This is a genomic window from Treponema sp. Marseille-Q4523 (assembly GCF_016901105.1).
In the GTDB taxonomy this organism is placed as follows: Bacteria; Spirochaetota; Spirochaetia; order Treponematales; family Treponemataceae; genus Treponema_D.
The window spans coordinates 19,559-46,466 of sequence record NZ_JAFEVM010000005.1 but is presented as its reverse complement, the minus strand read 5'-3'; the positions used below and the strand labels follow the sequence as shown (position 1 = coordinate 46,466).

The window sequence follows — 26,908 nt, the reverse complement described above, 5'->3', positions numbered from 1 at the left end:
TTCATTCCTCAAAGAGCGTCATCGCTTTATTGCCTTTGACGTTTCCGCGGATTTTTTTTTCGGATGCGGCGACGCGCCCTATCGTATACGCTTTCATATCGGGGATGCCTTTGACCGAAAAGCGCTTTGCGTGTTTGTTGAACCGGTCGACGATCGCGCAGGCGTCGCTTTTTTTTACTGCAAGCACAAAGCCGATCCCCATATTGAAAGTTTCGAACATACGCTTTTCGTCGGCTCCCCGCCTTACGAGCTCCGCAAAAATAGGGGGCACGTCCCAACTTCCGTTTTTAATAATCGATATGAGCTGTTTTTGATTTTCCTTTGCACGGGGATACATGCGCGGGAGATTTTCATAAAAGCCGCCGCCCGTGATGTGCACCATGCCGTGTACCGAACTCCGGTACGTCTTGAGTACGTCCATAACCGGCCGCACGTAAATGCGCGTCGGCGTCAAAAGCACATCACCGATCGTTTTTCGCTCCCGCTTTCCGTCCGAATAAAAAGGTTCGTTGAAATCGGTAACGAGTTTTCGCACGAGCGAATAACCGTTCGAATGAACGCCTGTCGACGAAAGACCTATGAGTACGTCTCCCGCTCGTATTTTGCTCCCGGTTATAAGCTCTTTTTTTTCACCGATGCCGACGCCGAAACCGGCTACGTCGTATTTGCCCTTGTCGTAAAAGCCCGGCATTTCAGCGGTTTCGCCTCCGAGCAGCGCGCAGCCCGCATCTTTGCAGCCTGTGGCGATTCCTTCTACGATTTTGCCCGCGATCTTCGCATCGAGCGAACCGCAGGCGATGTAGTCGAGAAAAAAAAGCGTTTGCACACCCGAGCAGAGGATATCGTTGACGCTCATCGCAACGCAATCGATGCCGACGGTATCGTATTTTTTCATCTTAAAGGCGATGTCGAGTTTTGTGCCGACGCCGTCCGTACCGCTTACCATGACGGGTTCTTTGATATGTTTCGGCACGGCGAACATGCCGTTGAAGCTTCCGATACCCGTCAAAAGTCCCGGGATCGCGGTTTTCGCCGCCGATTTTTTGTATTCGTCGACCGCTTTATATCCTTCACCGACGTCGACGCCGCTTTTTTTGTAATCGATGGTTTTCGCCATATCGCCCCGCCTTTATCGAAATAATTACAAACCGTCTTCCGAAAATAGTGCTGTCTCAAGAGTCGGTTACTTTTGGACAGCTCCACATTTAGTCCGATATTATTGATTAATAATTTTTACTAACACCGCAGCTGCGCGCTGTGCAGCTCTCCGGGCACCGCTACGGGATATTCACCGGTAAAGCAGCCTTTGCAGTAACCGTATTGTTCGGGATTGCACGAACGAAGCGCTTCGAGCATGCCGTCCATACTCAAAAACGCGAGCGAATCGGCGCCGATCTCTTCGCGTATCGCTTCGACGTCGTGATCCGATGAGATGAGTTCCGCTCTGCGCGGCGTATCGATGCCGAAATAACACGGAAATTTTACCGGCGGGCTTGAAACGCGTAAGTGTACTTCTTTTGCACCCGCTTTGCGCAGTATTTGAATGAGGCGCCTGCTCGTCGTACCCCGCACGATCGAATCGTCTATGACGATGACGCGCTTTCCGTTTATTTCGTTTTTGATCGTGTTGAGTTTGACGAATACGGTATTTTCCCGCTCTTTTTGCGTCGGCGCGATAAACGATCTGCCGATGTATTTATTTTTGACGATACCCGTCGCATAGGGGATGCCCGCCGCCCGCGAATAGCCGAGTGCGGCTCCGAGTCCGCTGTCGGGCACACCGATGACGACGTCCGCCGATACGGGATTTTCTTTTGCAAGCATCGCTCCCATGCGCAGCCTCGCTTCCTGCACGGGGATTTCGTCAAGTACCGAATCGGGACGCGCGAAGTACACGTATTCGAAAATGCACGAACGCTTCGACGTCTTTTCGCCGAACTCGAACGAAAGCACACCGTCGTCGTTGATGATGACGATTTCGCCGGGACGGATATCGCGCACGAAGTCAGCTCCCATCGCATCGATCGCGCAGCTTTCGCTTGCAAGCACCCAGCCGCCTGAAAGCTTTCCGAGGCAGAGCGGGCGGATGCCGTTCGGATCGCGTGCGCCGATAAGGCAGTCCTGCGTCATAACGCAGAGCGCGAACGAACCTTTGATAAGCTGGATCGTATCGGTGAGCGCGCGTTCGAGTCCCTTTTTATAGCTTTTTGCGATGAATTTGACGATAACTTCCGTATCGCTCGTCGAATTGAACGACGAACCGCTTTCTTCGAGCATTTCGCGAAGCTGTTCGTAATTGACAAGCTGACCGTTGTGCGCAACGGCGACAGTGCCGAGCTTGAAGCGGTAGACCATGGGCTGTGCGTTTTCGATCGTACAGCCGCCGGCGGTCGCATAGCGGACGTGCGCGACGGCGATCCTTCCCGAAAGAGCATCGAGGTCTTCGCGTTTAAAAACGTCGGCGACAAGCCCCATAAGCTTATGTGCTTTGACGTCGCTTCCGTCCGATACGGCAATCCCCGCGCTTTCCTGACCGCGGTGCTGCAGCGAATACATACCGTAATAAGCAAGGGAAGAAGCGCTCATCGAAGCCGTATCGCCGGATGCATTATTCAAATACACGCCGACAACGCCGCATTCGTCATGGAGAACATCTTCTTCATCGGTTAAATCGTTCATACCGCCGCCGTCCGTAAAATTGTTAATTAATAATCAGAGTTCTTTTTCGATGCGGCCGAGCATTTCGACATAGGCTTCTTTGACGTTGCCGAGATCGCGGCGGAAGCGGTCTTTATCGAGCTTTTCGTTCGTCTTTGCATCCCAAAAACGGCATGTATCCGGCGAAATTTCGTCGGCGAGAAATATGACGCCGTCTTTGTCCTTGCCGAATTCGAGCTTAAAGTCGATAAGGCGCACTCCGCAGCGCAAAAAGAAATGCGTGAGGATCGTGTTGACTTGAGCCGTGATTTCGTAAACGCGATGGAGCTCATCCCACGTTGCAGCTCCGATAGCGACAGCGTGGTAATCGTTGATGAGCGGATCGTCGAGCTCGTCGCACTTGTACGATATTTCAAAAACCGTCGTTTTAAGCTCCGTGCCTTCGGGCACTCCGAGCCGTTTACTGAACGAGCCCGCGGCGACGTTCCGCACGATCACTTCGAGCGGAATGATTTTCACTTTTCTGCAGAGCACTTCGCGGTCGGAAAGTTTTTTAATAAAATGCGTCGGCACGTCCCATGAATTGAGCAGCTCGTAGAGCTTTGCCGAGATTTCGTTGTTCATGATGCCCTTGTCTTCGATCGTGCCTTTTTTTGCACCGTTGAACGCCGTCGCGGAATCTTTGTATTCCATAATGACGAGATCGGGATCGGAAGTTGCAAAGATTTTTTTCGCTTTGCCTTCGTACAGCTGTTCTTTTTTAACGACGTTTTCGTTCATAGCGATACTCCATTGCCGCCTTGCTGCGCGGCGTCATCCGCAAGTTTTTTGCGAAATTCGATAAGCTTTGTTTTTATTTCGGGATATTTCAATGCAAGAATTTCAAGGGCAAGATAAGCGGCATTTTTTGCGTTTCCGATGCCGACGGTCGCGACGGGAATCTGCGGCGGCATCTGCACGATGGAAAGGAGCGCGTCGAAACCTGCAAGACCGTTCGAACCTTCCGATACGCTTTCAAGAGGCACACCGATAACCGGCAGCACCGTCATCCCTGCAATCACGCCGGGAAGAGCGGCTGCAAGACCTGCACCGGCGATGATCACTTCGACGCCTTCACGTTCGACTTTTTCGACCGCCGCACGGAGCAGGTTTCCCGCACGGTGCGCGGAGATGATAAACGCTTCGTACTCGACGCCGAAGTCTTTGAGTACATCGGCAGCCTTTGCCATTTTTGCCGTATCGGATTTCGAGCCGAAAAAGATTGCGACTTTCATATATGAACTATATCACAACGATCGCGCACAATCAAGATTGTGTAAAAAAAATATCGGCATCGCTTGTGGAAACGACAATTTCCGAAATCGATGACGAATTCGAGCGACAAACAGCTTACCGGGTAATGTACAAAACTCGCCGTAAAGGTTATCATAGCGCCTATGAATGATGCAAAAAGCGCTTGCCGCATCGTGGTTGCTGCGGCTTTGAATCGATTTATCGCCGAAAAAAATCCGGATGCATCGAGCATTGATGCCGGCAGTTTGACGCTGCAGACTCCTCCCGATCCCTCTATGGGCGATATCGGTGTTCCGATGTTCGCCTATGCAAAACTTCTCCGCCTCGCACCTCCCGCGATCGCACAAAGCGTCGTGCATATTATCAATTCCGCGCCGTCGTTTGAAGAGATCTCCGTATCTTCCGTCGGCGAATTCCTTGCCGCAGGTCCCTACGTGAACGTCAAGCTCGATAAATCGGCGGCTTCTTTTGCCATCCTTTCGCGCATCGCCGGTGAGGGAAGCGAGTACGGTTCGAAAAGCGACGACGGTTCAAAGCCTTTCGACGGAAAGCGCGTTATGGTCGAATATTCGAGTCCGAACACGAATAAACCTCTTCATCTCGGACACATGAGAAACGATGCACTCGGTGAAAGCGTGAGCCGCATTTTAAAAGAAGCGGGTGCGGAAGTGTACAAAGTGAACATCATTAATAACCGCGGCATACACATCTGCAAGTCGATGCTCGCGTATAAACTCTTTCACGAAGCAAAAGGCGACACGCCTGAAACGCTCGGCATAAAGGGCGATCACTTTGTCGGCCGGTGCTATGTCGAATTCGATGCGTATGCAAAAGAGCATCCCGAAGCCGTATCCGAAGCGGAAGAGATGCTGAGAGCGTGGGAATCAGGCGATGCGGATGTGCGCGCGCTTTGGAAAACGATGAACGATTGGACGCTTTCGGGTATCGAAAAAACCTATGCGCGCACCGGCGTATCCTTCGATAAACTCTATTTCGAAAGTGAAACCTACCTCAAAGGTAAAGACGAAATCAAAGCGGGACTTGAAAAGGGCATATTTTTCAAAGCTGCCGATGGATCCGTGCGCATCGACGTGAGCGAAATCGTCGGCGGTAAAGACGACCGCGAGCACGAAAAAGTGCTGCTCCGGAAAGACGGTACATCAGTCTACATGACGCAGGATATCGGTACGGCGATCAGCCGGCATGACGACTGGCCGTTCAACCGTCTCGTCTACGTCGTCGCAAGCGAACAGATATATCATTTCAAAGTGCTTTTTTACATATTGAAAAAACTCGGCTTCGATTGGGCGAATGACCTTTATCATTTAAGTTACGGTCTTGTCAATTTGCCGAGCGGCAGAATGAAAAGCAGGGAAGGCACGATCGTCGACGCCGACGATTTGATCGACGAACTGCACGCCCAAGCTTTCAAGGAGATCGAAGCGAAAGGCAGAGAAGCGGAAGTCGGAGATGCGGACGATGTCGCCGAAAAGATCGCGCTTGCAGCCCTCCATTATTATTTATTGAACGTAGCTCCTGTCAAAGATATGCTCTTTAATCCCGAAGAGTCGCTGTCCTTTACCGGAAACACCGGCCCCTATCTGCAGTACATGGGTGCGCGCATCGCGTCGATTTTGCGGAAAGCGGAAGAAAGCGGCATCGCTCCCGATACAAGCGAAAAAGCCGTTTCTCTTCTTTCGTCTGAAAGCGAATGGGATTTAATAAAAAAACTCGGCGACTTTCCGTCAGTCGTCGCAAAAGCTGCGGAAGCGCTCGATCCGAGCGTCGTCGCGCAGTACCTGTACGACGTAAGCAAAGCGTTCGGCAAATTCTATCAGCAGTGTCCGATCCTCGCCGCGGAAAAAACGGAGCTCGTAAAAGGGCGCCTCTTCCTTGCCGAATGCACGCTCACCGTTTTAAAGAACGCGATGTATCTCGTGCTCGTGCCGTATTTGGAAAAGATGTAGAGGAGCGGGGCAGCCCGACTCGTTCAGCTTGTGCGGTACGCGCTGGCGTTTCAGCCTAATAGCGTTTTATGAGTGACTGCGTGCCGTCTTCGCCCAAGCCTTCTTTTTCGAGCGCTTTATAATTTTCGAGCACGAGCTCGAGCACTCCGAGATGCAGTCCCGCTTTTTTCGCTTCTTCATCGGCGAGCGTCATGTCTTTAATAAAATGCTTGAGCTTAAAGCCCGGAGCGTAATCGCCCGCGATGAGCTTCGGGCCGAACGCGTCGAGCTGCCTGCTCCCTGCCGCTCCCGTTGCAACCGATTTTAACAATACGTTCAAATCGAGCCCCTTCGCTTTCGCGTACGCAAACGCTTCGCACACGCCCGAAAGTGCGCCGGCGATCAGTATTTGATTTGCTATCTTCGCGTGCTGACCGTTTCCCGCTTTGCCCTGATAATTGATATTCGTTCCCATCGCTTTGAAAAGCGGCATACACGCTTCAAAATCCGCTTTATCTCCGCCTGCGAGAATGGAAAGCGTACCCGCTTTTGCGCCCGTGTCGCCTCCGGTAACAGGTGCATCGATCACGCGAAAGCCCTTCGCTTTTCCTTCGCGGTACAAACGCTCGGCAAGCGTCGGGCTCGTCGTCGTCATATCGATGAGATACGTTCCCTTTGCCGCGCTGTCCATGATTTTTCCCGGAGAAAAATATACGTCTTCAACATCGGGCGGAAAACCCACGATCGTGATGACCGCGTCGGAGCCTTTGACGCAGTCCGAAATGCTGTCGCAAAAGACGGCGCCTTCCGAAATGACGTCTTCGACGTTTTGCCTATGCCGTGCAAATATGCGAAGTTCGAATCCCGCTTTCATGAGATTGCGAACCATCGACTTTCCCATGATCCCGACGCCGATAAAACCGATTTTTTTCATACTGCCGCTCCTCCTGTACCGTATTGTCGTTTTCATTTTATATAAAACGACAGGTTTATACTACCGGAAAACGGAGTGATGTGCGGCTGCATCGCTCACGGATGGAATTCGAAAACCCTCGCAAGTTGACGCGTTCTTTTCAATGTGCGACAATAAGCTATGAAGCGTATAGCGATATTTGCCGCCTCTTTGCTTTGCGTCTGTACTTCGTGTACGCGCGTTCCCGAAATGACCGAAGAAGAAATCGATTCGGCGATCGAAGCGATGAACGGCGAAATGCTTTCGCACACTCGAGCGAAGCCGTGGACAGGCTGCCCCTATGTTCCGGGAAGGGCGGGCGGTACGTGGTACGATTCGGTTATGACCGATCCGAAAACGTTCAATCATTATATCGCCGAGCGCGATGCATCGTCGAGTTCCCTTATCGCGCAGACGACCGATTTTCTTTTCGATTACGATCCGACGCTTCGAAAGTGGTCGCCGCGCGCCGCCTCTTACGCGATCGACATCGACAAGCAAAAAGAGACGCTCACGCTGCACTGTACGCTCCGTGACGATATGTACTGGACGTATTACGATTCGCCTGAGAAGATCCCCGTTACGAGCGACGATGTCGTTTTTTGGTATGATGAAATTGCGGGCGACAAAGCCTTTCAAAGCTCAGGTTATCCGCAGCAGTTTATGACGATGGACGACGGTTCCGTCCGCCATATCGATATCGTAAAGATCGATGAAAAGCGTTTCGATTTTCTGTTTCCGCGCATCGTCGCCGAACCCCTCCTTGCAGTCAATATGAATATCTGTCCGTCTTTTATCTATCGTCCGGCAAAAGAGACGGGAGGTATCGATGCGGTAAAAAATCTTTTCAGCATCGCGTCTTCTCCGCAATCTCTCCCTTCGGCGGGCAAGTGGTATATCGCAGAATATGCGCCTTCTCAGCGCATCGTGCTCAAGCGCAATCCTCACTATTGGAATAAAGATGCAAACGGAGTCGCGGAACCTTATCCCGAAGAAAAAGTTTTGCAGATCGTCGGAGATCAAAACACGGATTACCTTTTGTTCCGTCAGGGAAAACTCGAAACGTATCAGCTCCGTCCCGAAGACGTAAACGAAGCGGTCGCCGATCAAAGAGATTTTACGGTGTTCAACGCCGAAGGCTCGCTCGGATCTTCTCTGTGGTCGTTCAATCAAAATCCCGTAAACGAAGAAAAACCTTTTTATTCGTGGTTTACGAAAAAGGAATTCCGTCAGGCGATGAGCTGTCTTTTAAATCGCGAGCGCATCATCGTGCAGACGTATCGGGGACTTGCCGAGCCGATGTACTATTTTTTCTCTCGTGCAAATCCGTACTACAATCCCGATATAACGCTCCGCTGGCGTTATGACATCGACGAGGCAAAAAAAATATTAAAAAAATGCGGCATGGAAGAGAAGGGCGGCGTTCTCTATGATTCGAAAGGCGCTCTTGTCGAATTCGATTTGGCGATTCCGTCGACGAGTACGCTTGCAAACGATATCGCGCAGATCATCGCCGACGAATGCGCAAAGGCGGGCATAAAGGTAAACGTCCGCCAAGTCGATTTTCAAAAGCTCGTCGAATCTTTGACGGCAACTTACGATTGGCAGTCGGTGATAATCGCGCTCGGTACTCCTCTTTTTCCGTCGCAGGGGAGCAACGTGTGGCCCTCGTCCGGAAACCTGCACTTGTGGCACCCGCTGCAGGCATCTCCCGCTACCGAATGGGAAGCGCGTATCGACTATCTCTATAATAAGGGAAATTATACGATAGATCGGGAGGCTGCCTTTGCGATTTGGAACGAATACCAGCGGATTTTGCTCGACGAGTGTCCCGTCATCTATCTCGTCCGTCCCCGGAGCTTTTTTGCGATTCGAAACCGATGGGATCAGTCGAACGTGTATTACGACAATTTGAACGGCGCGATGCTCGATTACGTTTTTATTAAACAATAGGACACTGTGATGCGTAGTACGGATAAAATCAATATTAACAATATAATCGCTGCCGCGTTCGGCTCGCTTTCGTTTCCGTGGCGGAGGTTTCGAAAAACCTTTCCGCTCGCGTCGTATATAAGCGCCCGTTTTATTACGATGCTTGCCCTTCTTTTTTTGCTCGGCCTTTCGATGTTCGCTCTTATGGCGCTCGCTCCCGGCGATATCGTCGACCGGATGATGACGCAGCAGATCATGTCGAGTGCGCAAAGCGCTCCTTCAGCTTCCGGCGCAAAAGCCGACAACGCGTTTTCTTCCGAACAGATGGCATCCCTCCGCGCGGAGTACGGACTCGACCGTCCCTTTTTCGTGCAGTATTGGAAGTGGCTCGGCCGCGTCGTCGTTCATCGCGATTTGGGCGTCTCCCTCGTTTCTCGCGCACCCGTTTCTTTTTTGATAAAATCGCGCCTGGTCAATTCCGTCGTGCTGAATCTCATTTCGCTCGTGTGCATTACCTTTACGTCTTTTTTGCTCGGCGTCTACCTTTCAAGCAAAGCGGGTACGAAACTCGATGCGGCTGTAACTTTCGTCGCGCTTTTTTTTCACGCGTTTCCGGGCATACTGCTTTTGATTTTGCTGCAGCTCTTCGCATCGGCTACTGGTCTTTTTCCGGTGACCGCTTATCCCGATTTTCCGTTTTCGCTCTCTCCCGGACGATTTGCGCTTTCTTATATGCATCACACATTTCTTCCGCTCTTCGCTTCGTTTTTGGGCGGCACCGTCGCCACGCTCCGCATGATACGCGCGACGATGCTCGATCAAATGGGAATGCCCTATATCACCGCTTTGAGATCCCGCGGTACGAGCGAAAAACGGGTGTACTTCAATCACGCGTTCCGCAATACGCTCAACCCGTATATCACGGGAAGCGCGAATTTGCTTGCGGGTCTTTTTTCCGGTTCTCTCGTGCTTGAAATCATCTTCTCTTATCCGGGCATCGGGCGTCTTATGTATGAAGCGGTTTTGCAGGAAGATATCAACCTCGTGCTTGCGAACAGTATGTTTATTTCGTTCCTCGTTCTCGTCGGTATGATCGCTTCCGATATCGCGCTCGCCTTTGTCGATCCGCGCATCCGCTACGGAAGTCAATGAGGCGCGCATGAAAAAATTTATTAATTTTTTAAAGACGAAACGTATCGCATTCGCTTCGCTTATCGTCATTGCAATTTTATATATCGTAATGCTCTTTGCGGAATTCGTTGCGCCCTATCCCGCATCGATGAGCTTCGGCCGCGATACCTTTCATCCTGCGAATATCCGCATAACGAAACGGGGAATCGCAGCACAGGAATGCCGCGTCCTCGATCCCGTTTCGTGGAAATACGCGCGCGTCAAAGGAAAGTACCGAAGGGTAACGTTTTTTGTAAAAGGCGAACCCTATAAATTGCTCGGGCTTATCCCGTGCAGCCGACATCTTTTCGGCACGATCCCCGACGAAAAGGGCGAACTCTATCCCGTTTTTATCCTCGGCGCCGACAACCTCGGCCGCGATCTTTTTTCGCGCATCGTTTACGGAAGCCGCATTTCCCTTACGATAGGTTTTGCCGCATCCGCCGTTTCGCTCCTGCTCGCCGTTCTTTTGGGCGGGCTTGCGGGCTTTTACGGAGGGGCTGCGGACTGGAGCCTCATGCGACTTGCGGAATTTTTTATGCTCATTCCGAGCCTGTATCTCATTTTATTTTTGCGTTCGCTTTTGCACACGCAGACGGACAGCGGTACTTCTTACGCGCTCATCACGCTGATCCTCGCTTTCGTCGGCTGGCCGTCGAGTGCCCGAACGATACGCGGCATGGTGCATGCGATAAAGCGTGAAGATTTTATTCTCAACGCGCGGCTTGAAGGGATCCCACCGGCAGTTATCATCTTCGGCCACATCATACCGCAGACGGCGAGCCTTCTCATCGTAAGCGTTGCGCTCAGCGTACCGGGCTTTATCATGAGCGAAACGACGCTTTCGTACCTCGGACTGGGTATCAGCGATCCTGCCGTCAGCTGGGGTTCGCTCATCAACCGCAATATTTCAACGCTTTCGAATCTGCAAAATTATCCGTGGCTGCTCGCGCCGGTGCTTTTGCTTTTGACCGTAACGCTCGCGTTCAATTTTTTAGGCGACGCGCTCCGCGATTACTTCGATCCGTATCACGCGGTTTTCGCCGGAAAAAAGTTTCGGCAAAAAAAAACGCACGCTTTCGGCGAGATCAGCCGTACCGCTCCCTCCGCTTTCGATATAAGCGCGACGGATGATGCGGAAGCTCGGCCTGTATCGTGCGGAACTCAGCCTGAAAACGATTCGATCGCCTCCGTATCCGCTCCCGATGTGCAAAGTGCGTATCCTGCGGCACGTAATCTCCTTTCGGTCGAAAATCTTTCGGTTACCTTTACCGTTTTCCGTGAAGGAAAACGCATCGATGTCTATGCCGTGCGCGGCGTTTCGTTTTCGATGCAGAGGGGCGAAGTGCTCGGCATCGTCGGGGAATCGGGAAGCGGCAAATCGGTGACGGTAAGTGCGATCCCGGATCTCCTTCCGCAAAACGCGTTTCGATCAGGACGCGTGTATTTCGAAAGGACGGAGCTATCTGCGCTCGCTGAAAAAGAAATGAGAACATTCCGCGGTAAAAAAATCGGCATGATCTTTCAAGAGCCCGCGCTTTCCTTTGATCCGCTGCAAACCGTCGGAAGTGTGTTTTTCGAAGCGCTCCGCACGATTGACAAAAGCTGTACAAAGGATGCTGCGTATGAAAAAGCCGAAGCGCTCTTGAAAGAAGTAGGGCTTCCCGATCCGCGAAAAAGACTTGCAAGTTATCCGCACCAATTTTCGGGCGGTCAGCTGCAAAGGATCGGCATAGCGCTCGCTCTCGCGCAGGGCTGCGAACTGCTCATTGCGGACGAGCCGACGACAGCTCTCGACGTGACGATTCAAGCGCAGATCGTTTCGCTTCTTATGCGCCTGCAAAAAGAAAGGGGGCTTTCGGTCATTTTTATCAGCCACAATATCGATGTCGTTTCGCGCATCGCAGACCGCATCATCGTCATGTACGGCGGAAAAGTGATGGAAGAGGGTAGTGCCGAATCGATCGTGCGATCCCCCCGCCATCCGTATACGAAAGCGCTCCTCGCATCTTCCGCAAACTTCGGCATGCATTATACGAAAGAGCGCATGAAATCGATTCCGGGAAAAGTATGCGATCCGTCCGCTCCCGAGCGGGGCTGCCCCTTTGCTCCGAGATGCGCCTTTGTGCGTTCATCCTGCGCCACCGACGGAAGGTCGTGCCCGGAAATGAAAATCGACGGAGGAGCAAAAAAATGAGCGGCGCGATAATCGAAGTACGGCATCTTTCTAAAACGTTCAGCTTCGAAGCGGGATTTTTTGCGCGCGGAGAGCGGACGGTGTACGCGGTAAACGACGTATCCTTTTCGATACGGAGGGGAACGACGTACGGATTGGTCGGAGAGTCGGGCTGCGGCAAAACGACGACGGCGCGCCTTTTGGTCGGCATGTACTCACCGACATCGGGGGAAATACGCTATGCGCCGGAAGCGGGGGAAGCGCGGAACATTGCATCGTACACGAAAAACGAAATGCGCGCTTACCGCGAAAAAGTAAAATATATTTTTCAGGATCCCGCACGTTCGCTCAATCCGCGCATGAGCGTTTTTGAAATTATGACCTCTCCGCTTCGCTATTCGTCGAAACGGCGCGGAAAAGACGATGCAAAAGAAAGGGCGGTAAAAATTATTAAAGAAGTCGGTATGAGCGAAGCCGACCTTTTCCGCCGTCCGTCGGAATTTTCAGGCGGACAGCGGCAGCGCATTTCGATTGCGCGCGCACTTATCATGGAACCCGAAGCGCTCATCTGCGACGAAGTGATTTCGGCGCTCGACGTTTCGATTCAGGGACAGATCATCAATCTGCTCGACGATCTTCGAAAAACGCGGAGTTTAAGTTTTTTGTTTATCACGCACGATTTGAAAGCCGCTTCTTATTTTTGCGATGTGATCGGCGTTATGTACCGCGGCATCCTCGTCGAAGAAGCTCCTGCCGCCGATCTGTATGAGACGAAATTGCATCCGTATACGAAGCTTTTGTTCGACGGCGCGCTCGGAAAAGAAGCGGCATCGAACGCGGAAGTAAAGACGACGCTCGAAGCCGAAAAGGGCTGCCCCTTTGCGTACCGCTGCCCTCACGCGGAAAAGGCGTGCTGTGAAGCGCTGCCCGAATTGACGGAAACGGAAAGCGGTCACCGCGTGCGCTGCCTTCTCGTACAGTAGCGGCCGCTTCCTTAAAATGCGGCATTGCAGAAAATGTCGATTTTCGAAAATGCCGCATTGGTGCGCAAGCGCGCACACGTATATCGCGAGTTTTCTGCAAGAAAACGGTTTGCTCTGCAAATTTGCAGTTAAAAGCGTCGCGCCATTTCAGCGGCGCTTTTAAACCTTCGATTTTGCGCGCCGGTATGTATGCGCTGGGCTAAGCCGTCCGCCGACTTCCTATTTCATTTATTCGGTTTTTAATTTTTCGAGCATGCGGCGGAACGCGCTTCCGTCTTTGTGCAGTTCGCGCGATCCCCGCGTGATTTTGCACAGCGACATACCGAATCTCCTTGCGATTTCCCGTTGCGTTGTACCCTTGTCGATTTCTTTGACGAGGAGCCATCTGTTTGCAAAGTCCTTCCGTTCCGCAGGCGTAAAAAGACAGCCGAAAAAATCGCGGATAAAGCGCTCGTCGTCAGTTTCGGCGATAAGGCGGCAGAGCTCCAGAAAACTTTCTTCGAGCGTTTTTTGTGCCGCGCCTTTTTTTGTGTTTTTCACTGCCTGTGTGCTCATAACCCGCTTTCGCCCCTGCGTTGAAATCCTATGCATAGTATCACGAAAGCTTGTAAAAGTCCAATATCTTGTGTACTATAATTGTATGACAGATGCATTGACTTCTCTCGAGCGGCAGTACGACGAATGTTTTGAAGGTGAACTGCGTATGCTCGCCCGTCGTCGTGAACAGGATAAGGATTTGACGATCGAAACGCTTGAGATGACGCTCAAGGTGCTGTATGAAATCGACGGAAACAATTGGGAAGGACGCAGCGCCGTCGTTCAGCGCGCCCTCGACGCGCAGATCGACGCATACGAAAAATTTATCAACGATTGGAAAAAAGAAAAAGATACCGGGCAGGCTCATTCGGTGTGACGCGTGAGCGGGGGAGGGCGTTTTAAAAATTGGGAAGAGACACTCGGTGAAAAATTGAATTGGACGTTGTCTTTCGAACAATATAAAGAAGCTGAAACGATGAGTCTTACAAATACACAAATGACTGAAATTGAAGAGATTTTAAAACAGAGCCTACGACATAAATTCATGCATTATAATCCCGAACCTGCCGTTATGCCTTTTCATACCCGCTTGTTAGGAAAAGACAGAATGGCATTGTTCTCATTTATTCATTCATTAAATACGAATTTCGGTACAACTGTTTTTGAACCGGTGGCGGTTGCTCTTGCAAAAACAGCATTTAAAAGCGCTGCAAAGCAACAAACGGCCGGTAAAACTATTTCAAGCGAAGCGCAAAATGTCATTCAGACTATTATGGACGATCTTACAACAGGACGGCATATTACGCCGCACATTCGACGCTTCGAATATGCGGCACATTTTTAAACGACGATCAGCGTTTCAGAGCAGCAGCCGCTTCGCGGCCTGCGATTTTCCCGGACGTATATGCAAAACCGAGCGTGCCGCCTTCAAACATAACGTAGTTGTTCCCGTACACGCCTCCCGCATCGGCGCCGACGACATAGAGGTTTGCAATCGGTTTTTGATCGGCATCGACGGCCTGCATGCGCTCGTCGACCGCGACTCCGCCGAGCGTGCCCAAACAGCGAAGGCGCGTCAAAACCGCGTAGTAGGGCCCCTGTTTTACGGGGTAAAGAAATTTCGTGTCTTTGAAAAACTGTGTATCGCTGCCTGAAGCGCACAATGCATTGTAGGCTGAAACTTCGGCGACGAGGTTTTCCATTCCGAGCGCTTTTGCAAGCGATTCGATCGAATCGGCTTTTACGGCAATGCCTGCGGCAACCGCTTGGGCCATCGCCGCACTGTAATCCTTCGGCGCACGCAGTTGTTCGGTCATTTTATCGAGATCGCGTTTATGTCCGTTTTCGGAATAGACCATACCCTTGCCGTACATCGTTCCCCAGCGGTCTACGAACACTTTTGCAAGCCCGTTTTTTGCGACATTGTCGATAACGCCTTGGTCGAGGATAATCGCCATTTCCGCATCCGGCAGATTGTACATCATCGTGCCGAGTGCGGCGCTTTCATAGGCTTCAGCTTCATCGCCGAACCGCTTACCGGTTTTATCGACAAAGAGCAGGGGATTGCGTACGAGTTCGGTAAGCTCTCCCGTACCCTTCGGCATTTTTTTCGTATTTGCACCGTCATATTTCATGCCGAACCACTGTGCGACGTCGGCTCCGAGTTCGGCAGCTCCCGCGCTCCACGCCATAACAAGTCCGTCGCCGGTCGCGGTTTTGACAAGTCCCGTTCCCGCTTTCGCTCCGAAACGAGCTTTCATCATTTCTTCGTTTCCGCCGTATCCTCCCGTTGCCAAGATCACTTTTTTTGCGCGGATATTGAGCGTCGTTCCATCGCTTTGCACGGCTTTGATACCGGCGACGCGGTGTGATGCGTCGAAAAGCAATTCTTTCGCGGGTGTTTCATAATACACACTTCCGCCGAGGTCTTTGATTTTTTTATGGAGATCACCGATCGCTTTGGCGCCGCCGTCGACATAGCCGTGCGCGGTTGCGGGCATACCGACATGGTTATACTGCGCGCCGTACCCCGCATCGAGAAGCATCAAATTCATGCCGTTTTTGACAAGCCAGTTTACCGTATCGGAAGATTCTCTGATGATAGTGCGCACCAAGCGTGCGTTCGCATAATAGCTCGAATCGCGGATATACTGATCGTAGAGCCATTTGGAATCGACTTCTTTTTTTGCGGCTTTTTGCAGATCGCTATGATCGGCGAACATGACGCCGGCCATCGTTCCCGCACCGCTCACGCCTGCAGCCTTTTCGAGCAAAATCACTTTCGCGCCGTTTTGCACTGCGGCAAGAGCTGCGGCAGTTCCCGACGCGCCCGCTCCCGCGACGACGACATCGGTCGAAAGTTCTTTCACTTCCGTCTTTTTGGCGACCCTTTTATTTTTCAAAGCAGCCGCATCGCCGCCTGCAGCTTTGACCGCTTTTTCGACGGCTTCAAGGATCGCACGGGAGGTATTCGTCGCACCCGAAACGGCGTCGACGGCGAGTGTTTGTCCTTTTACGATCGCATCGGGGATCTTTGCAAACGCGGGGTCGGAAATACCGGGCGTTTCTTTGTGCGAAACGATTTTAATGCTTTTGATCGCGTCCTTTGAAAAGGTTACGTTGAGCGTCACTTCTCCGTTATTGCCGCTTCCCGTTCCTTTGTATGTTCCCGCTTTGTATGCGCCGTCTTTACCGCCCGCATACAGCGAATACATTCCGATCACGGCAGCCGCCGCAATCACACACAGCTTTTTCATAAAACCATGCCTCCTGTTTTTCTGTACACAGAGATTCGCATGAGAAACGTATACACAGAAAAGAGGCGTATAATTACATAAAAGGTGGAACGTTCGGCAGAGCTGTTGCCGGGAGTACAGCCGATTTTTTGCGTTACACGCGATTTTTTCTAAATAATAAAGTTTCTCGTGTCCAAGCCCTGTTTCCTTACAGTCCTTTGGGATGATAAACGATAATATTCAAAACACGGCTAGAATCATCGCGCTCTTCGCACAGAGCACCGATCGGATTCGAGTTTTCGCGGATGCAAATTTCAAAGCGATATACACGTTGTAAAAAATATTTTTGAAAATCTGCGGCAGCCTTTCATTTTGCATCCTTTCCGTCTTTTTGGCGACCCTTTTATTTTTTCAAAGCAGTCGCATCGCCGCCTGCAGCTTTGACCGCTTTTTCGACGGCTTCAAGGATCGCACGGGAGGTATTCGTAGCTCCCGAAACGGCGTCGACGGCGAGCGTCTGTTTTTTTACGATCGCATCGGGAATCTTTGCGAACGCGGGATCGGAAAGACCCGGCGTTTCTTTGTGCGAAACGACTTTAATGCTTTTGATCGCATTTTTTGAAAAGGTTACTTCGAGCGTTATATCTCCGTTGTTGCCCTTCGCCGTTCCTTTGTACGTTCCCGCTTTGTACGAGACATCTTTACCGCCCGCATACAGCGAACACATTCCAATCACGGCAGCCGCCGCAATCACACATAGCTTTTTCATAAAATCATGCCTCCTGTTCTTTTTATACCTTTCGATATTTGCTTTGAATGATAAACGATATTTGAAAAAATCTCCAGACGCCCGTCACATATCTCCGTTCACATTCGGGCTTTCGCGCTTCGAGATTTCATCGGCACGGGTAATCAGCTTTTTTGCCGTATCGATTTCAGCAGGGAAAGGATATTTTTTCGAAATCTTTTCCAAGCGGGCCTTTATACGGGACGCTTCGCGAACGTCTTTTTCTACGAGGAGCGCATACGCGTATTCGGTCTGTATGACCGACGGCACATTTTTCATTCGTTTCATAAAATCAATTTGCGTTTGCGTTATTAATTTTTTCAATGTGCCGGCATCCCGTTCGCCGATCGACTCGTAATAGATGCGCATACAGATGAGCAGAGCTTTACTCCTACCTGAAAGAGCGTGGTTTTCGGAAAGCTCTTTTTCGATAAGCGCGCACACTTCTTTCGGCTCATCGGTTTCAGTCCGTGCAAGAAAGCGCACCGCGCGTATCGATGCGGCATAGACGCTCTGCGTATCGTCGGTTTCATTAAACCATTCGGAAGGGATGTCTTCGAATTTTACGCCGCGGTACTGCGCCGCGCTTATTTTTTCGCAGGCCCAAAACGATTTACGCATATTTTTATGTTTTAATAAATCGAACAATTGCTTTCCGTCGGTATTGAGAAATTTCGTCTTTATCGGCAAAATCGAAACGATCGCAAGATACGCATTGACGAAAGCGAAAAGCAAAAATGCGTGAGGAAAAAACAATATGCCGCTTCCGATGCCGAATGCAAAAGCGAAAATGCAGACGAGCGCCAAAAATGCGTTGCATAAAGCGCCGCCTGAAAGATAGAGTGCAAAAGGGAAGCTGCCGTCTTTCATATCGGGCACTTCCATAGCGCAAAAGCCGAGCGCTCCGGGAAGTTTATAGACAAAGCGCCGCACGCGACCGTCCCGCCGTAAAAAAAGATGGTGTCCGAAACCGATTGCAGCGAATGTATACCCCGTCAAAAGACCGAAAATCAAATGCCCGAATTCGTGAACGATTATCGCAGAGGCAAGCGACAGATAATACGCAGCCCCCAGTAAAACGATCGTTAGGATCGTCGGTAAAAGAGCGTCTGAAGTAAATCCGTAGTCGCGTATCCATGGACGCGCGATAATAGCAATGAGACCGACGATGTACAGGATAAAAAATATTTTTGAAAATTTGCGGCGGTTTTTCATTTTACCTCTCATAAAAATTTTTTCGGTATATATTCCGTGCGATCGCCAAAAGCTTTTCTTTTGTGTTTTCTTTCGGATCGTCGAGTACGGTGTCGAAGAGTTCTTTGAGCACGCACCCCATCTCTTTTCCCCGAGGTATTCCGGCTTGTGCAAGATCGTCTCCGCTTACCGCCAAATCCTTAAGCGAAAGAGCGGAGTTTTCTTTTTGTACGGCTTCGATCCGCTTTTTCAGTTCGACGAGATTTTTTCCGACAGCGCTGTCGTGCATTCGCACGGGTTCCTTCTTCATGCCGTAGATATCGGCAAGGCGCAAATCGAAGAGGTCGTCGATAGACTCCGTTCCTGTGCGTACGATAAAGCGGCGGACGGCGGCATCGCTCCATGCGCTTTCGTAGTGGAACATGTGTTCGGCTATGAGGTGCGAAACCGAAGCGACGGTTTTTGCCGGAAAGCGAAGGCGCGTGAGGATTTTTTTCGTCATTTCGGCGCCTGTCCGTTCATGGTTGTAAAACGTTATCGTTTCGATGCCGTTTTCAGTGAGTACGCGCTTTGTTTTCGGCTTTTCGATATCGTGGAAGAGGGCTGCAAGGCGGACGGTAAGATTGTCTTTCGGCGCGCCGTCGCACGCGTAAAAGAGGTGGTCGAGCACGTCGAAGTCGTGAAAGCCCCGAGAGTCGGACTGGAGACAGCCGCGCCCTTCGAGGAGTTCGGGGATAAAAAAAGCGAGTATGCCCGTTTCTTCGAGCATTTTTAGCGCGACCGAGGGTTCGTCGGAAGCCAGCATTTTGATGAATTCGTCACGAAAGCGCTCGATCGAAATTTTTTGAACAACGGCGAGCGTTTTCTCCTCGAAAATATCTGAATATGTATACTTTTCTATACGAAATTTCAATTGAGCAGCGAATCTGATCGCGCGGACGGGACGGAGTCCGTCTTCGCCGAAGCGCTCGTGCGGATTTCCGACCGCACGGATGAGTTTTTCTTTGATGTCGGCTCTGCCCGAAAACGGATCGACGAGTTTTCCGTCGGCGAGGTCGACGGCGACCGCGTTCATCGTAAAGTCCCGCCGCGAAAGGTCGTCTTCGATCGACGCCGCATAGGCAACGCTGTCGGGATGCCGCCCGTCCGAATAGCCCGATTCGGTGCGAAACGTCGTCGTTTCGATGTGGTATCCCATGAGGTGCACGGTTACCGTCCCGTGCGCGATCCCCGTCGGAATGACGCGGTGAAAGAGACGCATGACGTCTTCCGGCTTTGCGTCGGTTGCGACATCGTAATCGTGCGGGGAAATGCCCATGAGCATATCGCGTACGGCTCCTCCGACGAGGTAGGAGCGGAAACCGCCGCGGGAAAAAATCTCGTGCATTTTTTTGAGAACGGGGGGAATTTTTATATTTTTTGCGTTACTATACATGTATGAGCGATTATAAGTTTTCCGAGCGGAAAAAGTCTATATGCTGCACGATCTTTACCGGAGGCGATGCCCCGGAGCCCGAAGCGGTCGAATCGCATTTCGTCTCCCATGTGCCCGACATCGTCATCGCTGCGGATTCGGGACTCGATACGCTCAAGCGCTATGCGGATGCGTTCAAAAACGGCGAAGCGGCACACATCGATTTGACGCCCGATTTTATCGTCGGGGACTTCGACAGCATTTCCGATGTAAAGCTCATCGATCTGTACGACCGGAACGATGATGAAAGTCCGCAGTTCGGAGAAAAACGGGAAGTGCCGCGCATTGAACGTTTTTCCCGCGATAAAGATTTTACCGATACGGAGCTCGCTTTGGATGCGGCCTTCCGTGAAGCTTCTTTACAAAATGCAATTCCGTTTATCACGCTCATCGGCGGCGGGGGAGGCAGGCTCGACCACCTTTTGGCGATATGCGATTCGTTTTGTACCCCGCAGCATGCCGACCTATGGCTCCTTCCGAACGAAGCCGTCCGGCTGCTCAAAAGCGGAACGGTTTGTGAAATCTCCGATTTAAAACGGGATGACATCGTTTCCGTTGCCCGCACGACTTCTTCCCGTACCGGAGGAAAGCTTATATCGCACGGTCTTTTTTGGGAAGGTTTTCGAAGAGAGGGTATGCCGAGCATCAGTAACCGTATTTCGGAAAATTATTTTACGGATCGAAAGCCCGTGACGCTTACCGCATGCGAAGCGGATTTTTTGTTCATCCTGCCGCTATCCGCAACGGTTACATTCCGGCCGCAAGAAAATCGATGAGGCGGGAAGCGAACATGCACACAAAACCGAAAGCCGCCGTAAAAATCATGACGGCTGCCGATACGATATAGAGAGCGCGGCGCGGGCTATCTTTTTTGAGCGCATAGAAAAGCGAAACGGCAAAGCCCCAAACGGAAAAGACGAAGAGCACGATCGAGGCGAGAGAAGCCGCGCTTAAAATAACATATTGATTTTCGTCGAGAAAATTTTGATAATTTCCGATCGCGTAAAAGACGAGGAGCGAAAATAAAAAGAGGGCGAAAAATAAAACGGTGCGCATGACGAGCCGGTATAAAACGGGTTTCGAATCGTCCTTTTCAATTTCTTTACCGCCCATCGCTCCACCTTGCAGTTATCGCAAAAAAGATTATAATTTCGAGTATACAGCAAAAACATACATAGAGGAAGTATGAAAAAGGTTATCGCGATATTTTTTATTTTACTTGTTTCAGCGGGCGTCGTGTTTTATTTCGGATGGACGCAATTCAAAGTCGGAGCGGGCGAATGCGGCGTGCTCATATCGAAGACGAGCGGTGTCAACCGCGAACCCGTTTTGCCGGGCAAATTTTCGTGGCATTGGGAATGCCTGCTTCCGACGAACGCGGTACTCCGCGTATTCAGCTTAAAGCCGCGCTCTGCAACGAAAACCGTATCGGGTTCTCTCCCGTCGGCTGATGTGTACAGCACCGCCTTTCAATCGGCTCCCGATTTTTCATATCGATTCGATTTTATCTGCACGGCGCGCGTTACGCCTGAAAACATCATCGCTCTCGTAAACGGCGGTATCGTCACCGACGCCGAAAGTCTCGATGCATATCTCGATTCTTCGTGCACGGCCATTGCGGGAAAAGCGGCGTCGTATATTTTAATAAAAACATCCGACAGCACCGACTTTCAGCCGGAAACCGTTACGTCGGAAGAACTCCTCGAAGGAGTGCGCGCATCGATCGATTATCCGAACATCGTCTTCGACAACTTTGCCGTTATTTCGTCGAAGCTGCCTGACCGCACATTGTACAATAGCGCGCGCGATGCGTACATCGAAGCGCAGCATATGCAGCAAGCGCGCACGGAGGCGCGGAACAGAGACATAACCGAACTTTTAAAAACCTATCCCGAATTGCAAAACAGCTTTTCAGGTACGACAAAGAGCGGTCGATGACAAAACGTCTCTACGGTTTACGCGGAGCTTCCGGCGCGGAAAATACGGCCGAATCGATTACGAAAGGGGTATGCGATATGTGCACATCTCTTTTTAAACTTAACAATATCGCTCCGGAAGACGTCGTATCGATACAGTTTACGATGACCGAAGATCTGGACGCAATAAATCCCGCATCCGCGCTCAGATGCGGACAAAACGAAATCGACGTTTCCGCCTGCGCACTTTTTTGCAGTCAAGAAGCTTCTGTCCGCGGCATGGCAGGCGGTATGATCCGCGCTCTCGTCACCGCATACATGGACGAGGGCGCCTCCGCGCGCCACGTATACATAAACGGAGCCGAAGCGCTGCGCCCCGATTTTTCCCAAAAAACTACTTGACGAGATTTATATTATTATATAGTATGTGCCGACCTGCAGCGCCGATTTAGCTCAGCTGGTAGCAGCGCGTGATTTGTAATCTCGAGGTCCAGGGTTCGAATCCCTGAGTCGGCTTTTTGGGGAGTTTCCAGAGTGGTCAAATGGGACAGACTGTAAATCTGCTGGCTATGCCTTCGTAGGTTCGAATCCTTCACTCCCCATTGCAAAAAGCCCGTTGCCTGTAACGGGCTTTTTCTTTATACTGATACTATGCCGGCTTTTTTTGACGACGGTCTTCATTTTGAGTGCAACCGATGCTCTTTTTGCTGCAGGATCGAACCGGGCTTTGTCTTTCTCTCGCAAAGCGATTTGACGGATCTGTGTCGATGGTTTGATTTGACGGAAGATCAATTTATTAAAACCTATTGCCGTCTTGTTCCGCAATATGACGACGAATACCTTTTGTGCTTAAAAGATACGGAAAACTACGACTGCATTTTGTGGAAGGACGGATGCACCGCTTACGGTTCTCGTCCGGTACAGTGCAGGACATATCCTTTTTGGACGGGATTTTTGACGGACAAAGAATCGTGGGAAAAAGAGGGAAATGCCTGTCCCGGTATAAACCGCGGAAAGCTTTGGACGAAAGACGAGATAAACGCATCGCGTGCGGCGTATGAAAACAACGAGCCGCTGCGTTTTAAGCGCGGAGGGGAGCACTGATGAAAATATATTTCTGGGGAGTGAGAGGTTCCGTTCCGACGCCTCTTACGCCTCGGCAGATTCAAACGAAGATCACCGCAGTCGTCCAGCGCATTACGCAAAAAGACATCGCATCGGAAGATGCACGCGAACGCTTTATCGCCTCGCTCCCCGATTGGCTGTACGGCACGACAGGCGGCAATACGCCCTGCGTCGAAGTAAAAACCGCAAACGGTACGGAGATCGTACTCGATGCGGGTTCGGGTATACGCGTGCTCGGCAAAAACGGCGTAAAACCCGCCGACAATCACTACAATCTGTTTTTATCCCATTTTCACTGGGATCATCTGCAGGGCTTTCCGTTTTTCGACGCGATCTACGATCCTTCGGTGAAGATCGATATCTATTCCGCCTTTCCCGCAGCTCCCCGTATCCTTGCAACTCAAATGTCGCGCCCGTATTTTCCGGCGCCCTTTGACGTGTGTGCAAAGCGGATAACTTTTCACACGGTCAAATCGGGTGAACCGTTCAGCGTCGGAGGAGTTCCCGTATGTTGCTGCAAAATGTCGCATCCGGGAAATTCGTATTCGTATGCGATAAGCGAAAACGGGAAAAAATTCGTGTATGCGACTGATGTCGAACTTTCGCAAAGAGATTTCGAAAAAACGAGCGCGCGCATAAAAGTGTTTCAGGACGCCGATGTCATCGTGCTCGATTCGCAGTACACCGTCGCCGAAGCTTATCAAAAAGAAAACTGGGGTCACTCGGCGTTTTGCTATGCGATCGATTTTGCCGTTCATTGGAACATCAAATCAGTGTATCTCTTTCACCACGAACCGACATACGACGATAAAAAACTCCATTCGATTTTGCACGCGGCGCGGTGGTACGCGCAGTATATCGAGCACGCGAATATGCAAGTTTACCTCGCGACGGAGGGCGCGGAGATAAACCTATGACGGACGATGTAACCAAACCCGCATCTCTTTCGTTTTTATACGAGTTTTCACCGAACGAGACGGCGCTCATCGCGCATTTTTTCCGCGACCACGAAGAAAGCATTCCTTCTGGTCTTGAAAAATTTACGCACGCCGTGGAAAAAGCGGTGTACGATTCCATTTCGATCGGAGATGCGGAGCGATTTTATTCATGAGTCAAAAAAAATCCGGCGGCGCAGACAGGGTCGATAGGCGCGGCACGAGGACATTCGTCACAAAAGGAAAGCGCGTTTTTTACATAGCGCTTGCCGCACTCGCGCTCGGCGCAATCGTCGCGTCTCTTTTTTTTATATACGAAACGCATCCGGCTTCAAGGACGGAGGAGGCGGTAACCGAGCGCGTCGAAGTTCCCGAAGGGATGACGGTAAAAAAATTCGCCCGTACACTCAAAGAAAAAAAACTTATTAAAAATGAAAATGCGTTTTACCTTGCCGCTCGCTATCCGGTTTTCCGATTTCTTGCAGGAGGTGCAAAGCTCAAGCTCGAAAGCGGCGTATACCGCATTTCAAGCGGTATGAGTATCTCCGACATATTCGCCCTCGCATCGTCGGGAAAGAGGGAATACGTGCGCACATCCTTTCCCGAAGGATTGACGATTTCGAAAATCGGCGAGCGCCTCGAAAATGCGGGTATCTGTACCGCAGCTGATTTTAAAGCCGCAGCTGTAAACGGTGAGCTCATAAAAAAATACGACATACGCTCATCGACCCTTGAAGGATATCTCTTTCCCGATACCTACTTTTTTACGCCCGACATGGCATCTTCGTCGGTCATCGACATGATGGTAAAAAATTTTTTCGAACATATACGCGAAAATCCTACGCTCGCATCCCTTTCTCCCGAAGAACTTCAAAGGACGCTCGTTCTCGCGTCCATCGTCGAGAGGGAATATCGCGTCGCGGACGAAGCGCCGCTTATCGCAAGCGTGTTCAAAAACCGCATCGCAAAAAATATCGGCTTGTATTCGTGCGCGACGATCGAATACATCATCACCGAAATACAGGGCAAAGCGCACCCCGACGTCATCACCTACGACGATTTGAAAATCGACAGTCCCTACAACACGTATAAGTGGGCGGCTCTTCCGCCGACTCCGATTTCGAATCCCGGCATGATCGCGCTCGAAGCGGCAGCCGACACTCCGAAAACGAATTATTATTATTTTCGCCTCATAGACGAAAAAACGGGACGCCACGCATTTTCGGACTCATTCGGCGAACACATCAAAGAAGGCGTGCGCTATACGACAAAAAAGGCGGCGGAAAACTGATGGCTTCTCTCATATCGCAGGATACGATCGAAGCCGTCCACAATATGTCCGATATCGTTTCGATTGTCGGAGAATATACGAAGTTGACGAAGCGGAGCGGCAACGATTGGTGGGGCTGCTGTCCGTTTCACAACGAAAAAACCGCGTCGTTCCACGTCGACGGCGATAAAAAATTTTATTACTGCTTCGGCTGCCATGCAAGCGGTGACGTCATAAAATTCGTTACGGAGACGGAAAAGATTTCCTACGCCGATGCCGTGCGCTCACTTGCAAAGCGGGCGGGAATCGAAGTGACGTATTCGGGAGGCGACATCCCCGAGCGGCCGAAAGACGACGGCATAAAAGATCTCTATATCGACCTCTACGAACGCACGGCGACTCTCTTTCACTATTTGCTCACGCAGACGCCCGGCGGGAAAGATGCGCTTTCGTATATCACCGGACGAGGCATCACGGCCGAAACGATAGCGGCATTCAAACTCGGCTATGCGCCCGCCGACAGGAGCTGGCTCAAAAAATTTTTGCGAGGAAAAAACTTCAGCGACACCTTCCTTGCAGAATCGGGGCTTTTCAGCAAAAACTATCCCGACACGGCTTTTTTTTCCGACCGTCTCATGTTTCCTATCTTCAACAGGAGAGGGCAGTGCTGCGCATTCGGCGGCCGCCTGCTGCACGGAGACGGACCGAAGTATCTGAATTCGGGGGATTTGATCCAGTACAAAAAAGGCGAAACGCTCTATGCGTTCAATTTCGCCAAAAATAAAATACGTGAAGAAAAAAAAGTCATCTTTTGCGAAGGCTATATGGACTGCATCGCCTACCACCAGTGCGGTATCACCTATGCGGTAGCACCTCTCGGAACGGCGCTCACGGAAGAGCAGCTTCGCATCGTGCGCGGTTTTGCGGACACGATACTGCTTTCTTTCGATTCGGACAAAGCGGGCGAGGCGGCGACCGTGCGCGCGATCATCATGTGCCGATCGTTCGATTTTACGGTAAAGATCATCAGACTGTCGGAAGGTAAAGACCCGGCGGAGATCATGGCAAGCTATGGGGCCGAGACCTTGACAAATGACGTAAATAATGCTATATTGGATAGTAACTTTCTTTTATCCAAATTGGGCAGCGATTTCGCTGTTGATACCCCCGAAGGCAAAACAAAGGCATCGCTCGAGTTTTTTCGGTATGTCGACGCGCTCCGCTCCGATATTCAAAAAGAGTCATGCCTTGAGCAGCTGTGCCAGGCATTCAATCTAAAGCCGGAGGCTGTTAAGAGAGATTTTGAAAATCGTGAACAAGCCCGCGACCGCTTAAAAAACCGGCAGCAATCATCGACAGGCAGACAGAATTCGGACATTTCCCTCAACGCCGAATTGCGGACCGTTCTCGCCGTCATAGCCGAACTCGACCTGTATACGGTCATGCGCGCGGAGATCGCCGTCGACGATTTTGAAGACCCTCTCGCCAAAAAATTATTTATTATCTTGGAAGATTGTTTCAGAGAAAAGACCGTATCGATAGGCGGCATACTGAACCGATGCGACGATGAAGAACTCGGCAGGATGATCACACGTGTCATATCGTCCGGTGAATTTTCCCGAAACGGGAAGCGCATTGTGGAAGACGGTATCAAACTTATCAAACGGAATGCGCTCGAACGCAAACGGAGCGCGCTCATGAGCAGGATCCGATTATTCAATCCCGCAACGGAAAGCGATCGTACACAACTCGAATCGCTTCTTGCGGAAAAAATGAAACTCGACAGCGAATTAAAACAGTAATAAAACAGGTACCGAAAAAAAAT

At 50.9% G+C, this 26,908-nt stretch carries 26 protein-coding genes and 2 tRNA genes; 17 read left to right on the top strand and 11 right to left on the bottom strand.

Going from position 1 to position 26,908, the window contains the following annotated elements:
* Position 1 precedes the first annotated feature (1 nt).
* From purM to purE, 4 genes are all read right to left on the bottom strand, one after another.
* Positions 2–1,117: a phosphoribosylformylglycinamidine cyclo-ligase gene (gene purM, locus JSQ97_RS02525; protein ID WP_205074609.1), complete on the bottom strand. Its 1,116-nt coding sequence runs from the start codon at positions 1,115–1,117 to the stop codon at positions 2–4.
* Positions 1,118–1,236: 119 nt separating this feature from the next.
* The gene (purF, locus tag JSQ97_RS02520; RefSeq protein ID WP_205074608.1) at positions 1,237–2,679 is read right to left on the bottom strand and encodes an amidophosphoribosyltransferase; all 1,443 of its coding nucleotides are present in this window, start codon (positions 2,677–2,679) and stop codon (positions 1,237–1,239) included.
* 33 nt (positions 2,680–2,712) lie between these two features.
* The gene (gene purC, locus JSQ97_RS02515) at positions 2,713–3,438 is read right to left on the bottom strand and encodes a phosphoribosylaminoimidazolesuccinocarboxamide synthase (protein WP_187383944.1); all 726 of its coding nucleotides are present in this window, start codon (positions 3,436–3,438) and stop codon (positions 2,713–2,715) included.
* Entirely contained in the window at positions 3,435–3,932 is a 498-nt protein-coding gene (gene purE / locus JSQ97_RS02510) for a 5-(carboxyamino)imidazole ribonucleotide mutase (RefSeq protein WP_205074607.1), read from the bottom strand. Before purE ends, purC begins: the two co-directional genes overlap by 4 nt.
* Positions 3,933–4,094: 162 nt before the next feature.
* Between purE and argS the strand changes: the two genes are divergently transcribed.
* Positions 4,095–5,918 carry an arginine--tRNA ligase gene (argS, locus tag JSQ97_RS02505; protein ID WP_205074606.1) on the top strand — a complete coding sequence of 608 codons (1,824 nt, stop codon included), beginning with the start codon at positions 4,095–4,097 and terminating at the stop codon, positions 5,916–5,918.
* A 55-nt stretch (positions 5,919–5,973) separates the two neighbouring features.
* Here the strand turns inward: argS and JSQ97_RS02500 are convergent, their stop codons facing one another.
* Entirely contained in the window at positions 5,974–6,831 is an 858-nt protein-coding gene (locus tag JSQ97_RS02500) for an NAD(P)-dependent oxidoreductase (protein ID WP_205074605.1), read from the bottom strand.
* A gap of 159 nt (positions 6,832–6,990) precedes the next feature.
* Here JSQ97_RS02500 and JSQ97_RS02495 point away from each other — a divergent pair, with 159 nt between their 5' ends.
* Genes JSQ97_RS02495 through JSQ97_RS02480 form a run of 4 tightly spaced genes read left to right on the top strand, consistent with a single transcriptional unit; the run spans position 6,991 to position 13,110 of the window.
* Complete coding sequence (locus JSQ97_RS02495) at positions 6,991–8,802, top strand: ABC transporter substrate-binding protein (RefSeq protein WP_205074604.1); 1,812 nt, start codon at positions 6,991–6,993, stop codon at positions 8,800–8,802.
* A 9-nt stretch (positions 8,803–8,811) separates the two neighbouring features.
* Complete coding sequence (locus JSQ97_RS02490) at positions 8,812–9,933, top strand: ABC transporter permease (RefSeq protein WP_205074603.1); 1,122 nt, start codon at positions 8,812–8,814, stop codon at positions 9,931–9,933.
* A gap of 7 nt (positions 9,934–9,940) precedes the next feature.
* Positions 9,941–12,148 carry a dipeptide/oligopeptide/nickel ABC transporter permease/ATP-binding protein gene (locus tag JSQ97_RS02485; RefSeq protein WP_205074602.1) on the top strand — a complete coding sequence of 736 codons (2,208 nt, stop codon included), beginning with the start codon at positions 9,941–9,943 and terminating at the stop codon, positions 12,146–12,148.
* Positions 12,145–13,110, top strand: coding sequence for an oligopeptide/dipeptide ABC transporter ATP-binding protein (locus JSQ97_RS02480; protein WP_205074601.1), 966 nt, complete (start codon positions 12,145–12,147; stop codon positions 13,108–13,110). The genes JSQ97_RS02485 and JSQ97_RS02480 overlap by 4 nt, the downstream gene beginning before the upstream one ends.
* Before the next feature lie 228 nt (positions 13,111–13,338).
* Here JSQ97_RS02480 and JSQ97_RS02475 read toward each other — a convergent pair whose 3' ends face one another.
* A complete protein-coding gene (locus tag JSQ97_RS02475) occupies positions 13,339–13,665 on the bottom strand; it encodes a Trp family transcriptional regulator (protein ID WP_205074600.1) in 327 nt (108 codons plus the stop codon).
* 85 nt (positions 13,666–13,750) lie between these two features.
* On the opposite strand from JSQ97_RS02475, the gene JSQ97_RS02470 reads away from it, so the two are divergent.
* Entirely contained in the window at positions 13,751–14,023 is a 273-nt protein-coding gene (locus tag JSQ97_RS02470) for a hypothetical protein (RefSeq protein WP_205074599.1), read from the top strand.
* 3 nt (positions 14,024–14,026) lie between these two features.
* Positions 14,027–14,491 carry a TdeIII family type II restriction endonuclease gene (locus tag JSQ97_RS02465; RefSeq protein ID WP_370590019.1) on the top strand — a complete coding sequence of 155 codons (465 nt, stop codon included), beginning with the start codon at positions 14,027–14,029 and terminating at the stop codon, positions 14,489–14,491.
* 7 nt (positions 14,492–14,498) lie between these two features.
* Here JSQ97_RS02465 and JSQ97_RS02460 read toward each other — a convergent pair whose 3' ends face one another.
* The 4 genes from JSQ97_RS02460 to JSQ97_RS02445 all read right to left on the bottom strand — a co-directional run bounded on the left by JSQ97_RS02460 (position 14,499) and on the right by JSQ97_RS02445 (position 19,798).
* Positions 14,499–16,403, bottom strand: a complete 1,905-nt coding sequence (locus tag JSQ97_RS02460; RefSeq protein WP_205074598.1) for an FAD-dependent oxidoreductase — start codon at positions 16,401–16,403, stop codon at positions 14,499–14,501.
* Between the two features lie 382 nt (positions 16,404–16,785).
* Positions 16,786–17,151 (bottom strand): FMN-binding protein, encoded by a 366-nt coding sequence (locus JSQ97_RS02455; RefSeq protein WP_205074597.1) that lies wholly within the window; start codon positions 17,149–17,151, stop codon positions 16,786–16,788.
* Between the two features lie 84 nt (positions 17,152–17,235).
* The gene (locus JSQ97_RS02450) at positions 17,236–18,384 is read right to left on the bottom strand and encodes a site-2 protease family protein (RefSeq protein ID WP_205074596.1); all 1,149 of its coding nucleotides are present in this window, start codon (positions 18,382–18,384) and stop codon (positions 17,236–17,238) included.
* A 1-nt stretch (position 18,385) separates the two neighbouring features.
* Positions 18,386–19,798: a CCA tRNA nucleotidyltransferase gene (locus tag JSQ97_RS02445; RefSeq protein WP_205074595.1), complete on the bottom strand. Its 1,413-nt coding sequence runs from the start codon at positions 19,796–19,798 to the stop codon at positions 18,386–18,388.
* Positions 19,799–19,800: 2 nt separating this feature from the next.
* On the opposite strand from JSQ97_RS02445, the gene JSQ97_RS02440 reads away from it, so the two are divergent.
* Entirely contained in the window at positions 19,801–20,613 is an 813-nt protein-coding gene (locus JSQ97_RS02440) for a motility associated factor glycosyltransferase family protein (protein WP_205074594.1), read from the top strand.
* Here JSQ97_RS02440 and JSQ97_RS02435 read toward each other — a convergent pair.
* The gene (locus tag JSQ97_RS02435; RefSeq protein WP_205074593.1) at positions 20,585–20,950 is read right to left on the bottom strand and encodes a hypothetical protein; all 366 of its coding nucleotides are present in this window, start codon (positions 20,948–20,950) and stop codon (positions 20,585–20,587) included. The two genes, JSQ97_RS02440 and JSQ97_RS02435, sit on opposite strands and share 29 nt — an antisense overlap.
* A gap of 72 nt (positions 20,951–21,022) precedes the next feature.
* On the opposite strand from JSQ97_RS02435, the gene JSQ97_RS02430 reads away from it, so the two are divergent.
* The 9 genes from JSQ97_RS02430 (at position 21,023) to dnaG (ending at position 26,885) form a co-directional block, all read left to right on the top strand.
* Complete coding sequence (locus JSQ97_RS02430; RefSeq protein ID WP_205074592.1) at positions 21,023–21,775, top strand: hypothetical protein; 753 nt, start codon at positions 21,023–21,025, stop codon at positions 21,773–21,775.
* Positions 21,772–22,155: a chorismate mutase gene (locus JSQ97_RS02425; RefSeq protein WP_205074591.1), complete on the top strand. Its 384-nt coding sequence runs from the start codon at positions 21,772–21,774 to the stop codon at positions 22,153–22,155. Before JSQ97_RS02430 ends, JSQ97_RS02425 begins: the two co-directional genes overlap by 4 nt.
* A 40-nt stretch (positions 22,156–22,195) precedes the next feature.
* Positions 22,196–22,269: transfer RNA gene (locus JSQ97_RS02420), tRNA-Thr, on the top strand.
* A gap of 4 nt (positions 22,270–22,273) precedes the next feature.
* A tRNA-Tyr gene (locus tag JSQ97_RS02415) sits at positions 22,274–22,355 on the top strand.
* Positions 22,356–22,404: 49 nt separating this feature from the next.
* The gene (locus tag JSQ97_RS02410; protein WP_205074590.1) at positions 22,405–22,857 is read left to right on the top strand and encodes a YkgJ family cysteine cluster protein; all 453 of its coding nucleotides are present in this window, start codon (positions 22,405–22,407) and stop codon (positions 22,855–22,857) included.
* The gene (locus JSQ97_RS02405) at positions 22,857–23,795 is read left to right on the top strand and encodes an MBL fold metallo-hydrolase (protein WP_205074589.1); all 939 of its coding nucleotides are present in this window, start codon (positions 22,857–22,859) and stop codon (positions 23,793–23,795) included. The genes JSQ97_RS02410 and JSQ97_RS02405 overlap by 1 nt, the downstream gene beginning before the upstream one ends.
* Complete coding sequence (locus JSQ97_RS02400; protein ID WP_205074588.1) at positions 23,792–23,989, top strand: hypothetical protein; 198 nt, start codon at positions 23,792–23,794, stop codon at positions 23,987–23,989. Before JSQ97_RS02405 ends, JSQ97_RS02400 begins: the two co-directional genes overlap by 4 nt.
* Positions 23,986–25,104 (top strand): endolytic transglycosylase MltG, encoded by a 1,119-nt coding sequence (gene mltG / locus JSQ97_RS02395; protein ID WP_205074587.1) that lies wholly within the window; start codon positions 23,986–23,988, stop codon positions 25,102–25,104. The genes JSQ97_RS02400 and mltG overlap by 4 nt, the downstream gene beginning before the upstream one ends.
* Complete coding sequence (gene dnaG, locus JSQ97_RS02390) at positions 25,104–26,885, top strand: DNA primase (RefSeq protein WP_205074586.1); 1,782 nt, start codon at positions 25,104–25,106, stop codon at positions 26,883–26,885. The genes mltG and dnaG overlap by 1 nt, the downstream gene beginning before the upstream one ends.
* Positions 26,886–26,908 lie beyond the last annotated feature (23 nt).